This window comes from Gillisia sp. CAL575 (assembly GCF_000403785.1).
Lineage (GTDB): Bacteria > Bacteroidota > Bacteroidia > Flavobacteriales > Flavobacteriaceae > Gillisia.
The window spans coordinates 101,946-117,489 of record NZ_APHJ01000027.1; the positions used below are offsets into that span (position 1 = coordinate 101,946).

The 15,544-nt window shown below is 33.8% G+C and carries 16 protein-coding genes; 7 read left to right on the top strand and 9 right to left on the bottom strand.

All coding sequences use genetic code 11. The features are described from left to right. Nucleotides 1-2 precede the first annotated feature (2 nt). A complete protein-coding gene (locus tag I130_RS10245; protein WP_034922579.1) occupies nt 3-1,661 on the top strand; it encodes a murein L,D-transpeptidase in 1,659 nt (552 codons plus the stop codon). Here the strand turns inward: I130_RS10245 and I130_RS10250 are convergent. After that, complete coding sequence (locus I130_RS10250; protein WP_034922582.1) at nt 1,651-2,388, bottom strand: murein L,D-transpeptidase catalytic domain family protein; 738 nt, start codon at nt 2,386-2,388, stop codon at nt 1,651-1,653. The genes I130_RS10245 and I130_RS10250 overlap by 11 nt on opposite strands. A gap of 435 nt (nt 2,389-2,823) precedes the next feature. On the opposite strand from I130_RS10250, the gene gpmI reads away from it, so the two are divergent. From gpmI to I130_RS10280, 6 genes are all read left to right on the top strand, one after another. Beyond that, the gene (gene gpmI, locus I130_RS10255) at nt 2,824-4,341 is read left to right on the top strand and encodes a 2,3-bisphosphoglycerate-independent phosphoglycerate mutase (protein ID WP_034922584.1); all 1,518 of its coding nucleotides are present in this window, start codon (nt 2,824-2,826) and stop codon (nt 4,339-4,341) included. Nucleotides 4,342-4,356: 15 nt separating this feature from the next. Continuing rightward, nucleotides 4,357-4,950, top strand: coding sequence for a thioredoxin family protein (locus I130_RS10260; RefSeq protein WP_034922587.1), 594 nt, complete (start codon nt 4,357-4,359; stop codon nt 4,948-4,950). A 67-nt stretch (nt 4,951-5,017) separates the two neighbouring features. Further along, nucleotides 5,018-5,449 (top strand): BT0820 family HAD-type phosphatase, encoded by a 432-nt coding sequence (locus I130_RS10265; protein ID WP_034922590.1) that lies wholly within the window; start codon nt 5,018-5,020, stop codon nt 5,447-5,449. Beyond that, complete coding sequence (map, locus tag I130_RS10270) at nt 5,446-6,261, top strand: type I methionyl aminopeptidase (RefSeq protein ID WP_034922593.1); 816 nt, start codon at nt 5,446-5,448, stop codon at nt 6,259-6,261. The genes I130_RS10265 and map overlap by 4 nt, the downstream gene beginning before the upstream one ends. Continuing rightward, the gene (locus tag I130_RS10275; RefSeq protein ID WP_034922597.1) at nt 6,254-6,817 is read left to right on the top strand and encodes an NUMOD4 domain-containing protein; all 564 of its coding nucleotides are present in this window, start codon (nt 6,254-6,256) and stop codon (nt 6,815-6,817) included. The genes map and I130_RS10275 overlap by 8 nt, the downstream gene beginning before the upstream one ends. Then, nucleotides 6,814-7,581 carry a class I SAM-dependent methyltransferase gene (locus I130_RS10280; RefSeq protein ID WP_034922599.1) on the top strand — a complete coding sequence of 256 codons (768 nt, stop codon included), beginning with the start codon at nt 6,814-6,816 and terminating at the stop codon, nt 7,579-7,581. Before I130_RS10275 ends, I130_RS10280 begins: the two co-directional genes overlap by 4 nt. A gap of 1 nt (nt 7,582) precedes the next feature. Here the strand turns inward: I130_RS10280 and I130_RS10285 are convergent, their stop codons facing one another. From I130_RS10285 to I130_RS10320, 8 genes are all read right to left on the bottom strand, one after another. Then, a complete protein-coding gene (locus I130_RS10285; RefSeq protein WP_034922602.1) occupies nt 7,583-8,620 on the bottom strand; it encodes an FAD:protein FMN transferase in 1,038 nt (345 codons plus the stop codon). Further along, the gene (locus I130_RS10290) at nt 8,598-8,957 is read right to left on the bottom strand and encodes a hypothetical protein (RefSeq protein WP_034922606.1); all 360 of its coding nucleotides are present in this window, start codon (nt 8,955-8,957) and stop codon (nt 8,598-8,600) included. The genes I130_RS10285 and I130_RS10290 overlap by 23 nt, the downstream gene beginning before the upstream one ends. Nucleotides 8,958-9,041: 84 nt before the next feature. Continuing rightward, nucleotides 9,042-10,628 (bottom strand): T9SS type A sorting domain-containing protein, encoded by a 1,587-nt coding sequence (locus I130_RS10295; protein ID WP_034922609.1) that lies wholly within the window; start codon nt 10,626-10,628, stop codon nt 9,042-9,044. 275 nt (nt 10,629-10,903) lie between these two features. After that, the gene (gene nqrF, locus I130_RS10300) at nt 10,904-12,193 is read right to left on the bottom strand and encodes an NADH:ubiquinone reductase (Na(+)-transporting) subunit F (RefSeq protein ID WP_034922612.1); all 1,290 of its coding nucleotides are present in this window, start codon (nt 12,191-12,193) and stop codon (nt 10,904-10,906) included. Between the two features lie 15 nt (nt 12,194-12,208). Then, a complete protein-coding gene (nqrE, locus tag I130_RS10305) occupies nt 12,209-12,823 on the bottom strand; it encodes an NADH:ubiquinone reductase (Na(+)-transporting) subunit E (protein WP_034922616.1) in 615 nt (204 codons plus the stop codon). Nucleotides 12,824-12,843: 20 nt separating this feature from the next. Then, nucleotides 12,844-13,590: an NADH:ubiquinone reductase (Na(+)-transporting) subunit D gene (locus I130_RS10310; RefSeq protein WP_034922619.1), complete on the bottom strand. Its 747-nt coding sequence runs from the start codon at nt 13,588-13,590 to the stop codon at nt 12,844-12,846. A 2-nt stretch (nt 13,591-13,592) separates the two neighbouring features. Beyond that, nucleotides 13,593-14,336 carry a Na(+)-translocating NADH-quinone reductase subunit C gene (locus I130_RS10315; RefSeq protein WP_034922622.1) on the bottom strand — a complete coding sequence of 248 codons (744 nt, stop codon included), beginning with the start codon at nt 14,334-14,336 and terminating at the stop codon, nt 13,593-13,595. A 2-nt stretch (nt 14,337-14,338) separates the two neighbouring features. Further along, nucleotides 14,339-15,541 carry an NADH:ubiquinone reductase (Na(+)-transporting) subunit B gene (locus I130_RS10320; RefSeq protein WP_034922625.1) on the bottom strand — a complete coding sequence of 401 codons (1,203 nt, stop codon included), beginning with the start codon at nt 15,539-15,541 and terminating at the stop codon, nt 14,339-14,341. Between the last annotated feature and the right edge of the window lie 3 nt (nt 15,542-15,544).

Consider the following 15,544-nt stretch of genomic DNA (forward strand, 5'->3'; position numbering starts at 1 on the left):
ATATGAATTTATTAAAAACATTAGATCTTGTTACTAAGAAGGTGTTGCTTATATCGCTAGTTGTTTCGCTTGGAATTTTAAGTTGTAAAAACACCAACGAAGAAACCACTTTAATTGAGCATCCTCAGGAAATTCCTGAGAATACTCCACTCGGGACTAAAAAATCTATTTCAAAAATTCTCTCAAGCTTTAAATCTGAAGATTTATTTTTCAACGATTCTGTGACTAAGTTCTATACTGAAAGAGAATATGCACCTGTTTGGAGTAATAATGCATTTCGGAATAATTTTATTGAAACTCTAAAAAAGGCTGAAGCTGAAGGCTTATATTTTAGAGAATATCATGGCGATGAAATTGAAGCTTTAGAATTAAGTTTAGATTCCAAAGACACTAATGATAAGAGCAGATATGATCTTCTACTTACTGATGCCTTTTTCAAATTTAGTAGTCACTTATTAAATGGTAAAACCGATCCTAAAAAAATTCATGAGATCTTCGATCTTCCTAAAAATCAAGCCAATCTTAGCCAACTACTTAATGATGCACTTACTAAAAATGATCTAGATTTTGCATTTAATAAAGTACGACCAAACAATCCTGTTTATAAGCAACTTATAATTTCATTAAAGGAATATAAAGTGAAGATGAAAGACTCCGATGAATTTAAGGAGATTGAGGGTGGCGAAATGATAAAGCCAGGAATGCAAGATACTAGATTAACTAAGATTAAATTCCGATTAATGGTTTTAGGATATTTAAAAGATATAGATCCATTTAGTAATGATTATTCCCAAGAGGTACAGGAAGCTATAAAACAAATTCAGCTTGAAAATGGTTTATTATCTGATGGCGTTATTGGTAACAGCACAATAAAGTTACTGAATATAGATTATTATGCCCGCTATAATCAGGTTTTAGCTAATCTAGAACGTTGGCGCTGGTATCCTAGAGAACTAGGAGAGCATTACATCTTAGTAAACATCGCTAATTATCATTTAGATGTCGTGAAGGATAATGGGGTCGTGAAAAGTTATAAAACGATGGTTGGTACCGATGTTAGAAAAACACCAATCTTTTCAGAAGAAATCAAATACATTGTTTTTAATCCCAATTGGACCATTCCTCCTACTATAAAGACAAAGGATGTGATTCCCGGAGCGAGAAAAGATCCAAATTACCTTAAACGAAAAAATATAGACGTTTATAGTTCCAATGGAGTAAAGCTGGATCCAAGTGAAGTGGATTGGAAAAGCAATAATGTAAAATCCTATACTTATAGACAAAAACCTGGAAGCTCTAATCCGCTGGGCAAAGTGAAAATTATTTACCCCAACAAACACTTGATCTATTTACACGACACGCCTTCCAAATCTCTTTTTTCACGGAACTCCAGAGCGCAAAGTTCCGGTTGTATCAGAGTAGAACATGTAATGGAACTTGCTGAATATTTATTGAGCGATCAGCCAACCTATAAAACAGAAAAAATTAATAAAATTCTAGAAACAGGAAAGCTCACAGAAGTCAGGATGCAACAACGAGTGATGGTGCATCATTTGTATTGGACTGCATGGTTAGAAAATGGAAAATCTAGATTTACAGAAGACATTTACAATTACGACGAAAAGATCATAGATGAATTAAACAAGATTTCTAAGCCTTGATCATTTCAGAATTCTTTAAATAGGTTTTATCTGCAGAGTGAATGTAAATAACCGACTTGTCTTTTATAACATCTATGATGTCATTAGTAAGTGCGGTGGGCAAAGCAGGACAGCCATAACTTCTCCCTAATCTTCCTAATTTATTCGCAAAAGAAGGATTAGCATAACTGGCACCGTGAACAACTACATAACGTTCCCGAGCCTTAGAATTAAATTCCTTTTCCATTCCATCTATAAACATGGAATATCCATTTTTACCATAATAAGTTTCTCCTGTAACATAGAAACCTAAAGAACTCTGCAAGGAATTAACCTTATTAGAAAATTGGGTAGCAAACTCATTACCCGTATTTTTTCCATGAGCTACAACAGTGTTGAATAGAACTTTATTATTGCTTATATCTAAAACCCACATTCTTTTTTTAGTAGAGGAAAGAGTGAAATCTATAATTGTAAGAATATTTTTTTGAACTGCATTTTGATTAGACAACTTATAGTATCCCATCATTCCGTTTTTAAAACTATCTAAGTCTGGCACACTATTATTATTCTCAACAAAATCTGTGTAGGTCTTATTAATTTCTTCTTCTACAGTTAAATTAACTTCATTAGGTTCCATGATTGCAACAGGTTCCCCTGCGATATTCGTCGCCTCAAGGTTCTCTGTAGTGGTAAATGCAAATGAAAAAGTAAGGAAAGTTATTACGGATAGAATTTTATAAGTCATAAAAAGATAATAAGTTATATAAAAGTTAATTTTTTCCAAATATTATGCCAACTTACTAAAATTAAATCAAACAATACCTTACATCGGATTTAATTTACCTTTTGGCTATAAAATTTTATAATTTGCTTGTATTCAAATAATTAAATCTTACTTTATAGAATACAACAGTTAGGATAACGAAATCTTTTGTTTTTTATTTCACAAACTCTTAAATAAAAATTAAGAAAACTAAAAGACTGGTGTACTTTGAATTTTAACATTTTTTAAATGCAAGGATGCACTTTGTATTCAAAAAAATTAAAACTTTCTTGAAATTCAATAATAAATTCTGAAATAAAAACTCGTCAGAAAAATATTAAGTTTTAATAAAATATTAATAGGACTATTTTAACAAGGCTACATATAGTTTATATCTTTACCCGCTTATAAGTAACTATGAATAAAAAAGTAATTCTTATGATTTTGGATGGTTGGGGAATAACTCAAGATCCTAAAGTCTCTGCTATTTCAAGAGCTAACACTCCCTTTATAGATAGTCTTTTTAAAAACTATCCTAACGCACAGTTGTTAACCCACGGAATGAATGTAGGTTTACCAGAAGGGCAAATGGGAAATAGTGAAGTTGGCCATATGAACTTGGGTGCAGGAAGAATTGTATATCAGGATTTAGCAAAGATCAATCTGGCAGTTCAAAATAATAGTCTAATAAGTGAACCTGTTTTAGAACAAGCTTTTGATTATGCTTTAAGGAACAACAAGCCTATTCATTTTATGGGTCTTCTTAGTGATGGTGGAGTTCATTCCCATATTAATCATTTAAAAGGATTGTTAAGTGCTGCGGAAGAGTTTGGAGTAAAAGAAAAATATGTTCATGCATTTACAGATGGTCGTGATGTAGACCCAAAATCTGGAGTGAATTTTATTGCTGAAATTGAAGAACATCTAGCAAAAACAAATAGCAAATTAGCTTCAGTAATAGGAAGATACTTTGCAATGGATAGGGATAAGCGTTGGGAACGGGTTAAGAAAGCATATGATCTTATTGTATCTGGAATAGGACACAAAACTACCAATGCTGTTGAAGCAATTTCAGAAAGTTATAAAAAAGGAGTTACAGATGAATTTATTGAGCCTATAGTACTCACCAATGAATCTGGACAACCAGTTGCTACTTTAAAAGATGATGAAGTTGTAATTTTCTTCAACTTTAGAACAGACAGAGGACGACAATTGACACAGGTACTATCTCAGGAAGATATGCCACAGTTTTCTATGAAGAAAATGCCTTTGTATTATGTTACTTTAACTAAATACGATGATAGTTTTACCAATATAAATATTGTCTTCAAAAAAGAGAATATCAAGACCACGTTAGGTGAAGTATTGGAATATATGGGGAAAACTCAAATTAGAATTGCCGAAACAGAGAAGTATCCTCACGTAACTTTCTTCTTTTCTGGCGGAAGAGAAAAACCATTTAAAGGGGAAACGCGCATCATGTGTAATTCTCCAAAAGTTGCTACCTACGATCTTCAACCAGAGATGAGTGCTTATGAAATTCGGGATAAAATAATTCCTGAGTTAAACTCCCAAAAAACAGACTTTGTATGTCTTAATTTTGCTAACCCAGATATGGTAGGTCATACCGGAGTAATGGAAGCTGCAGTAAAAGCTTGCGAGGTGGTAGATGAATGTGCACAAAAAGTAATAGAAGCCGCTATTGATAATGATTATAGCATTTTAGTAATTGCAGATCATGGTAATTGTGAGGTAATGATGAATGAAAATGGATCGCCTAATACATCCCATACTATTAGTCCAGTACCAGTAATATTAGTAGACAAGGATATAAAATCCATTAAAAATGGTAATTTGGGAGATATAGCACCGACTATCCTTAAGTTAATGGGTATTACCCAACCAGAATTAATGACCCAAAAGCCTTTAATTTAAAATAAACAGAATAATATGAAAATTAGTTTATACCTTTTATCATTCGCATTTTTAGCAAGTTGTGGCAATACTAGTAAAACCACAAATACAACTGAATCTACAACATCAACTTCAACAAGTAGCTCTTCGGAAGTTGCTATTGATACAGAAACTAAATCTAATATGCAACAAGGAATGTTAGTAGGAGAATTTGATAAAACAGATCTTGAGCAGGAAGCATTTTCAAAATGGTTCAATCAAGGATATACTGAGTTTAATCCATCTGCGGAAGCAATGGCAACTATTAAAGAGAATATTTCAGATTATGAAATAATAGCTTTTATGGGAACCTGGTGTCCAGATAGCAGAAGGGAAACCCCTAAAGTATTTAAGATTCTAGATGAAGCTGGTTATGATATGTCTAAACTTACTTTTTATGGAGTAAATAGACAAAAGACTACAACAGACAATATTGAAAAAGAATTTGATTTAAATAGAGTTCCAACTGTGATCTTTCTAAAGGATGGAAAAGAGGTGAATCGTTTTGTAGAGTATCCAAGAGAATCTATAGAAGAAGATTTTGCTAAAATCGTTTCTGGAGAAGAGTACAAGAATTCCTATGCAGACTAATAAATAACACGAATATCCCTACATATTGTGAATTTTATTAACGCATATTTCTTATTAATTTTACAGCATGCATAGTACTAAAACGATTGCTGTAGATTTTGATGGAACCATAGTAGAAAATAGGTATCCCAAAATAGGGAAACCTATACTTTTTGCTTTAGAGACTTTACTGCATTTGCAGAAAGATGGACTTTTGTTAATTCTTTGGACTTATAGGTCTGGTAGAGAATTACAAGAAGCCGTAGAATTCTGTAAGCAAAAAGGCATTGAGTTTTACGCTATAAATAAAAGTTACCCCGAAGAGTTATACGATGAATCCCTGAGCAGAAAAATTCAGGCAGACATTTTTATAGACGATAGAAATATTGGCGGACTTCGTGGTTGGGGTGAAATTTATCATGATTTAGCATCCTCCCCAGAAAAAGCAAAGTTTACAAATACAAGGAAAAGAGATAGTTCTAGTAAACGAATCCTGAATTATATTAAATCGAAATTATGATTATAGTCAAAACCAAAGAAGAAATAGAATTAATGCGTGAGAGTGCTTTGGTAGTTTCAAGAACCTTAGGAATGTTAGCTTCTGAAATAAAACCAGGGGTTACTACTTTAAAATTAGACAAATTAGCAGAAGAGTTCATCAGAGAACAAAATGCAATTCCTGGTTTCTTGGGCTTATATGATTTCCCAAACACTTTATGCATGAGTCCAAATGCACAGGTAGTTCATGGAATTCCAAATAATACTCCCTTGGTTGAAGGTGATATTATTTCTATTGACTGTGGAGCCATAAAAAATGGATATTATGGAGATCATGCTTATACTTTTCCTATAGGAGAAGTTGCAGATGAAACAAAAAAATTGTTACAAGTAACTAAAGAATCACTTTATGAAGGCATTAATGAGTTTAGAGCTGGTAAAAGAGTAGGTGACGTTGGATACGCCATTCAAAAATATTGTGAAGATCGTGGTTATGGCGTAGTAAGAGAATTAGTAGGCCATGGTTTGGGTAAAACAATGCATGAAGATCCAGAAATGCCTAATTATGGTAAAAGAGGCCGCGGGAAAAAATTTGTGGAAGGAATGGTTGTAGCTATAGAGCCTATGATCAATTTAGGAACAAAAAATATAAATCAGCTTAAAGATGGCTGGACAATTTTAACTGCAGATAATAAACCGAGTGCACATTTTGAACATGATGTTGCTTTGGTAGATGGAAAGCCAGAACTGCTTTCTACCTTTAAGTATATCTATGATGCATTAGGAATTACAAGTAACGAAGAAGACAAATTTAGATCTAAAGTTTATGGTTAAAAATTTCCGACAAGAACAATGGGTAACCTATCATGATGAGTCATGGCAGGAGAGATTTGTGTACAAAATTTCCAACTATGGAAGAGTAATAAGTTTCGTTAAAAATCCCGAAGGAGAACTTATTAAAGGTGGTAGAACTGCAGGATATTTATCTTTTGTGGTAATGCTCAAAACTGGTAAAAAGAAGAATTACTATTTCCATAGAATAATCGCTGAATGTTTTCTGGAAAAGAAAGAAGACGACCTTTTTGTTATCCATAAAAATTACAAGAAACAGGAAAATGCAGTTTCCAATTTAGCTTGGACCAACAAAGAAGAATGGACAAAACATCAATTTGGGAATCCTAATGTGAAGGAGAACAAAATGAAGCGTAAACTTAGACAGGTTACCTCCTATTCTAAATTGAGCTATGCACAAGCAGTGATTTTGAAAAAGAAATTACTAGATCCAAATAGAAAAACCAGAATAAGAATATTAGCTAAGCAATTTGGAGTTTCAGAAATGCAGTTATACAGAATAAAATCTGGAGAAAATTGGGGTGATATTGAAGTATGATCCAAAAGGTATTTAAATTTTTTCTGAATAAAATTCCAAGACCGTTATTAATTAGAGCGAGTTATTTAATTAGGCCTGTAATTGCTTTAAGCTTAAGGGGCTCAAAGTACACAGATCCAATTGATGGTAAATCCTTTCGGAAGTTTTTACCTTATGGATATGAGCAACAGCGAGAAAATGTGCTTTCTCCTTCCACTTTATCTTTAGAGAGGCATCGCCTATTATGGCTCTACTTAAAAAATGACACTGGTCTCTTTACTGAAAGAATTAAATTATTACATTTTGCACCAGAACAAGCTTTTTATAAGCGGTTTAAAAAAATGAAAAATTTAGAGTACACTACAACAGATCTCAATTCTCCTTTAGCAGACGTAAAAGCCGATATTTGTAACCTTCCTTTTAAAGATAATTCTTTCAATTTCATTCTTTGCAACCATGTACTGGAACATATCCCAGATGATACAAAAGCGATGCAAGAACTTTATAGAGTTCTGGAACCTGGCGGAACTGCAATTTTACAAATCCCGCAAGATCTTAGCAGAGCTGTCACTTTTGAAGATAATTCTATTACGTCTAAAAAAGAAAGAGCTAGGATCTTTGGGCAATATGATCATGTTCGAGTTTATGGACGGGATTATTTTGACAAATTAAGAAGCATCGGTTTTAATGTGCAGGAAGTAGATTATACCAATTCTTTAAATGCTTCAGAAATAGATAAATATCGTTTAGCAAAAGGAGAAATTATTCCAGTTTGTACTAAGTAAATTATTTCTCTGGTCTTAATACTTCTGAAAATCCAGGAGTACTAAATACTTTCACCTCTTCATTTTCTTCCGAATAAATAAAATAAACTTCCACATCCTCAATTCTAGATAGCATTTCTTGAGAACGCTCCAAGCCTAAGGCCATAAAAGCAGTTGCATATCCATCGGCCAAAGTGCAATTTTTAGCTATAACAGATGCACTTAATAAATTACTTTTCTCAGATCTCCCTGTAATTGGGTTTATAGTGTGAACGTACCTTTGTCCAGATACGGAATCTAATCTAAATTTTCTGTAGTTCCCTGAGGTTGCCATACCTTTATTTTTTAAGTAGAGTGTTGCTTTAAAAACACGATTCCCTTCAGTCTGTAATGGATCATCTATCGCAACTACCCAGGCCTCATCAGATTCTAAATTAACGCCCTTTGCCACAAGCTCTCCTCCTACTTCCACGAGGTAGTTATTTACACCTTTGTAATTCAAATAGTCAGCAATCACATCTACCGTAAATCCTTTAGCTATTGCATTAAAATCTAGATAGATTTCAGATTGATTCTTAATAACTCTATTATTAGACAAAAGCTTGATCTTATCCAAGCCTACATACTGCATCATAGAGTCTATTACATGGTCATTTAAGCTTTCCTCTCTTCTTTCTGGTCCAAAGCCATATGCATTCACTAAGTTCCCTACAGTCGGATCAAAAAAGCCATTGCTTTCCAGATATATCTTTTCCGAAGCTTTAAATACATCCCTAAAATTTTTGTCAACTACAATACTTGTATCCCCCGCATTAATCTTAGAAATATCTGAATCGGGTTGATACGTACTCATCGATTTATTGATCCTCTTAAAAATAGAATCTAATCCCATTTGAATTTGCAGTTCGGTTACATGAAAGAACTTCACTTGATAAGTTGTTCCTAAGGCTTCCCCAACAAATACTTGAGCCTCTTGCTTTTTAGAACAACTGGACACTAGAAGTCCAATAACAAATAAGAATAGCAATCTCCTTAAATTATATCTCTTGTAATCCTTCATAATTAACGGTATAAGCTTCATCTTTTAGAACAGGTTTATCGTAATCTATCGAATTTGCAAGTCCCACTCCAGCATAAAAGGTTTTAGCATTAAATTTTAATGCATGGTCCTTGATACTCTTCATTAATTGAGGATCGTAATACTTAGGATCTACTGGGTACGGGATAGCTCGAACAATTACAAAACTCAACTTGGTATCTTTTAAAGTAACAAATTGAGGGTTTCGTTTCAATTGACTATTCACTCCTAGAAACTCAAAGCCATTATCTTCCAACTCCTTACCTACGATATTCATAGCAAGATTATGAAGTTCTTGATCTGTTAAATTATCTTTCATAGTAATCAAAAATACAATAAATGGCAATTAGCTAATAAAAAATGGCTCGAAAAATTCGAGCCATTTTATCTACATATAATAAAATTATCTTTTTATTATTTTCTTAGTAATTATACCTTTAGAAGTAATAAATTCAGCAATGTACATGCCAGATTTTGAATTGGACAAATCAAGAACTGGTAAGTCTTGTTCTGGATGTAGATTATATTCTTTAATTTTTTTACCATTTAAATCATATATATTCACCGACTTAATATGCGTTTGTTTAAGTTCTTTAATTTCAAACCTCCCATTGCTTGGGTTTGGATATATCGATACTTCATTTACATATGCTTTCTCCGAATCACAATTTGTAATATTTATATAAATATAAGCATCATCAGTTGGACATAGTCCAGTGGTACTAGTCACTACATATCTATATTGACCTGTTTTATCGACGGATGGATCATATATAGTAGTACCACTTGCTAATGCAGGGAAAAATGTACCCCCAAGGTCTGGCGGACCTAATATTGAAGGTTTTATCAAGGGCAGTAAATCGGTAGGATTGTCATTTAAACAAAAGGTTAAAAATGTAGTAGCTCCAGCATTAGGAGCATCATTAATGGTTATTAATACCGCAATTCTATTCCCACAGGTACCTAATGAGTTATCGGCATAATACTGTTTACCAGATTCCAAGAGATGTAAATTTTCCAAAGGCACTGTGGAGTTAGAAGATTCGAACCAAGAAATACCTGCACCTCCATCGGTAGCTATAAGATCAGATATACGCGGTTTATGGTAATCATTCCCTACACCTTCTGATGAACAAAAGGACTGAGAAGTATTACTTACAATAGGACACGGTTCTGGTAAGGGATCCGAAAAATTCTGTACCGTTACCATTGATGAATCCTGACAGCCGTTGGATGAAACTATCGTATAGATATATTCTCCAAAATCATCTTCTTTTGGATCAAATATCCCACTTCCACTTACTAAAGCGGGACTCCAACTCCCACCAATATCTGGTGTGCCATTTAAAACAGTAAAAAGATCTACCTTAGAATCTGGGTCATCTATAGTAATATTCCCATCCTCACCTGCATTTCCCGATGGTTTAATTGAAATATAAATATAAGAATCATCCGCAGGGCATAACCCTGTATTACTAAGGACCTGATATTTATATTGACCTGCTTTATCGAAAGAAGCATCAAAGACAGTGGTTCCACTTGCTAATGCAGGGAAAAATCTACCACCTGTATCTGGAGGACCTAATATTGAAGGTTTTATCAAAGGAAGCAAGTTGATAGGACTGTCATTAGAACAAAAGGTTAAAAATGTAGTAGCCCCAGCATTAGGAGCGTCATTAATGGTTATTAAAACCGCAATTCTATTCCCACAAGTACCTGATGAGTTATCGGCATAATACTGCATCCCGGATTCCAATAGATGATTACTTTCCAAAGGCACTGTGGAGTTAGAAGATTCAAACCAAGAAATACCGGCACCTCCATCCGTGGCTATAAGATCAGATATTCTTGGTTTATGGTAATCATTCCCAATTCCTTCTGAAGAACAAAGAAACTGAGAAGTACTATCTATTATCGGACAGTTATAGCCAAAAGAAAATGTAATAGACCATACGATAAGTAAAATCGTTAAAAGTAAAGTTCTTTTCATAATGATAGATTTATAGATTAAACATCCATATTAAGTTATATTAAAATATTCTCACTTATGGACCTATCAGTATGTTCCAAACAAAAAACGGGGGAAATCCCATATAAATTTTTAGTTAAATTTATATATGAATTTATTTCTAAGAATTATTATTATTAGAAATGTGAAAGATGTATTCTATTTAACGTTTTAAATGAAGTAAGAAATATATTACAAAAAAAAGACCGACTATTTACATAGGTCGGTCTTTTTATATATTAAATTTAGATCATGGTTTATCCACCAAAATCATCAAATCTCACATTTTCAGGAGGAACTCCAAGATCTTCTGTCATTTTTTCTACAGCCTTGTTCATTAAAGGTGGTCCACAGAAATAATATTCGATATCCTCAGGAGTTTCATGATATTGTAAATAATTATCTATTACAACTTGATGAATAAATCCTACAAATCCATCACCTTCTCCTTCAATTCCATCTTTAACTTTCCAATTATCTTCTTCCATTGGTTCAGATAAAGCTAAGTAAAATTTAAAGTTTGGAAAATCTCTTTCTAATGCTCTAAAGTGTTCTGTATAGAATAATTCTCTTTTAGATCGTCCACCATACCAGTAGCTCACTTTTCTTCCTGTTTCAAGAGTTCTGAATAAATGGTATAGGTGAGATCTCATTGGTGCCATACCAGCTCCACCACCTACATAAAGCATTTCAGAATCACTTTCATTTATAAAGAATTCACCATAAGGTCCAGAAATAACAACTTTATCACCTTTCTTTTTAGAGAAGATATAAGAAGAAGCAATCCCAGGATTAACATCCATCCAACCATTTTTTGCTCTATCAAAAGGAGGTGCAGCTACACGCACATTCAGCATGATTTCACGACCTTCAGCAGGATAAGAAGCCATGGAATAAGCACGTTCTACTGTTTCAGGATTTTTCATAACTAAAGGCCAAAGTTTGAATTTATCCCATTCTGTTTTAAATTTATCTGGCTCTCCAGGGTGTTCATCTGGATGCGCAGTAATATCCATATCTTCAAATTTCACCTCACATTTTGGTATCTCAATTTGGATATATCCACCTGCTTTGTAGTCCATTACTTCAGGAATCTCTACTACGAATTCCTTGATAAAAGATGCCACGTTATAGTTACGAACTACAGTAGCTTCCCATTTCTTGATACCAAAGACCTCTTCAGGAATTTGGATCTTCATATCTTCCTTTACCTTAACTTGGCAGCCAAGTCTCCAGCCTTGAGCTATCTCTTTTCTTGTGAAATGAGGTTCTTCTGTTGGTAAGATTGTTCCACCACCATCTGTAACTATACACTTACACTGGATACATGTTCCTCCACCACCACACGCAGATGGTAAGAATAATTTATTCTCCCCTAATGTCGAGAGTAAGGTTCCACCAGATCCAACTGTTAGATCCTTTTCTCCATTTACACTTATAGTAACTGGTCCAGAAGGCACCAACTTTGCTTTAGCGCCCAGTAATATGGAAACTAATAAGAGTATTAGAACTAAAAATACTACTACACTTGCTATAATAACTGTCATTGTTGTGTCTTTTTATTATAATTCGATTCCCATAAAACTCATAAATCCAATTGCCATTAACCCTGTAATAATAAAGGTTATTCCCAATCCTTTTAAAGGAGCAGGTACATTTGAATAAGCAATTTTCTCTCTAATAGCTGCAATAGCAAGTATAGCTAAGAACCATCCAATACCACTTCCTAAACCATAAGTTATAGCTTCAGATACTGCAGTAAAACTTTTTTGTTGCATGAATAAAGATCCACCTAGAATAGCGCAGTTCACTGCGATAAGCGGTAAAAATATCCCCAATGCACCGTATAAAGCTGGAGCAAATTTTTCAACGACCATTTCAACCAATTGTACCATTGAAGCAATTACCGCAATAAACATGATGAAACTTAAGAAACTAAGATCCACATTAGCATATTCTGGATTTAACCATTGTAATGCTCCTGGTCTAAGTAAATATTGATCTAACAAAAAGTTGATTGGCACAGTGATAGCAAGTACAAAAATTACTGCCGCACCTAGACCCACTGCTGTCTTTACTGTTTTTGACACCGCTAAGTAGGAACACATTCCTAAAAAGTAGGCAAAAATCATATTTTCTATGAAAATACTTCTAACAAATAAATTTATATAATCCATTTTATAGTGCTTTAACGCTGTTAGTTTTGTTCAATTAATTTACGGTTTCTTGCACGTTGTACCCAGATAATGATACCTACTACAATAAGTGCCATAGGAGATAATAACATTAAACCGTTATTCTCATATCCATAAGCATACAATCCAGTGGATTCTGCTGCAACCGCTGCTTTATGTCCTAATACTTCAAATCCAAATAATTTACCAGATCCAAGAAGTTCTCTAAAGAAGGCAACTATTATAAGGATTACACCATATCCTGCTGCGTTTCCAATTCCATCAAGGAAAGACTTATAAACACCGTTCCCTAAAGCAAATGCTTCTAAACGTCCCATTACAATACAGTTTGTAATAATAAGACCAACGAATACTGAAAGCTGCTTACTTACATCGTAAGCATAAGCTTTTAATATTTGATCTACCAAGATTACCAAAGAGGCTACAATTACCAATTGAACGATAATTCTAATTCTATTTGGGATAAGATTTCTAATTAAAGAAACAATCATGTTAGAAAATGCCAATACTGCAGTAACGGCTAAAGCCATTACAATTGCTGGTTCTAATTGAACCGTAATTGCCAATGCAGAACAAATACCTAAAACCTGTACGGTAATTGGATTATTGTCATTTAAAGGATCGCTTAATAACTTACGATTGTTCTTTGATAAGAAATGCTCTCTTTCTTCAGTATTAGAAAGAAATAAGATCATTTCTTTTTTCTTTGCTTCCTTTGCTTCAGAAGCTAGTTTTGTATCTATAGCCATAATTACTGAATTGCTACTTTAATATCTTTTTGCTGTTTTAAATAAGGTAAATAATGTATCAGTCTTTCAGAAATCATATCTGAAACTCCATTTCCAGTAATTGTTGCTCCAGAAATTGCATCTACTTTATTATCATCTTTATTTGAAGGACCCACGTTTCCTTTAACTACAGAAACCCCTATTAAATTACCACTTCCATCAAATATCTTTTCATCAGCAAAACGTTCTCTAAACCAAGTCTGAGTGATCTCTGCACCTAACCCAGGAGTTTCTCCTTTATGGTCAAAAACAGCACCTTTAATTGTATTAACATCATCTTTTAAAGAAACATATCCCCAGATAGCATCCCACAGACCTTTACCTCTAAGTGGAATAATATAATATTTAGATCCTTCTATATTTGCTATATATAACGGATATACTTGGTCTACACCTGGTTTCTTTAATTCTTTTGCAAGGTCAACAGTAAAAGCATCTGCTTTCTCATTAATACTACCATCTTCATTCAAAGCGATAGTTTCAGTAATATATTTATTATATTTTTCTTCTGCTTCACTTCTCTCAGTCTCAATCCCAACAGTTGCTAAGATATTTTGCATCTTTTCTTGTCGGACATTTTCATTTTGTATTGGCTGTAGTGTTGTAGCTGTAAAAGCCAACACACTTGCTACCACTACCACCATTATAATAGCAAACATAAATGTATAGCCGTTGGTGTTCGTTTTATTTACTGGTATTTCTTCCATAACTAAACTGCTGTTTTAATTTGTCCGGAGGCGGTTACCGCTCTTTTCTTTCTTCTATTAATGTTTGCCTGAATTACGTAATGATCTATTACCGGAGCAAAAACATTCATTAATAATATTGCTAACATTATCCCTTCTGGATATGCTGGATTGAATACACGAATCATCACGGCAAATAAACCGATTAGGAATCCATAAATCCATTTTCCTCTTAAAGTTTGTGCTGCAGAAACAGGATCTGTTGCCATAAATACAATTCCAAAAGATAATCCACCAATAATTAAATGCTGATACCAAGGGAAATTTGTTAGAGCATTCCCTTCAATTCCCATATTTGGAAGTGCGTTAAAAATTAATGCCATAACTGCAGCTCCAATAAATGCACTTAAAATAATTCTCCAACTTCCAACCTTTGTGAGCACTAAGATTAGTGCTCCAGCTAGAATACAAATTGTAGAGGTTTCTGCAATAGACCCAGGAATAACACCCGAGAACATATCCATAGCGGTATAAGGTACATTCGCAACCTCTTTACCAGCAGATGCAAGTGTTCCTAAGATAGTTTCCCCTGAAACTCCATCTACATTGTATGCTTCACTAACCCACACCTTATTTCCAGACATATATGTTGGATATGCAAAGAAAGCAAAAGCACGAGCTGTTAATGCAGGGTTAAGAATATTCATTCCTGTACCACCAAAAGCTTCTTTACCAATTATCACGGCAAATATTACAGAAAGTGCCACCATCCACAATGGGATATCTATTGGCATAATCATAGGAATCAAAAGTCCTGTTACCAAATAGCCTTCATTTACCTCATGACCTCTAAAGATAGCAAAGGCAAACTCTATTCCTAAACCAACCCCATAAGAAACTGCGATCATTGGAAGAATTTTCCAAGCTCCATGCATAAAAGCTTCCAAGAAAGGTACACCATCTGCATATTCAGGTAACTGGTGCAAATACTGGTATCCACCATTCCACATACCAAAAATAAGTGCGGGAACTAACGCCAGCACTACGGTTATCATTGTTCTCTTCAAATCTACTGCATCCCTAACATGGGCTCCTTTTTTGGTAGTATGATTTGGAGTATATAAAAAAGTATCCAATGCATTTATTGCCGGAGCATACTTTTCTAACTTATTACCTTTATTAAAAGGCACTTTAAATTGATCTAGTTTTTGTCTAATCCATTCCATAAT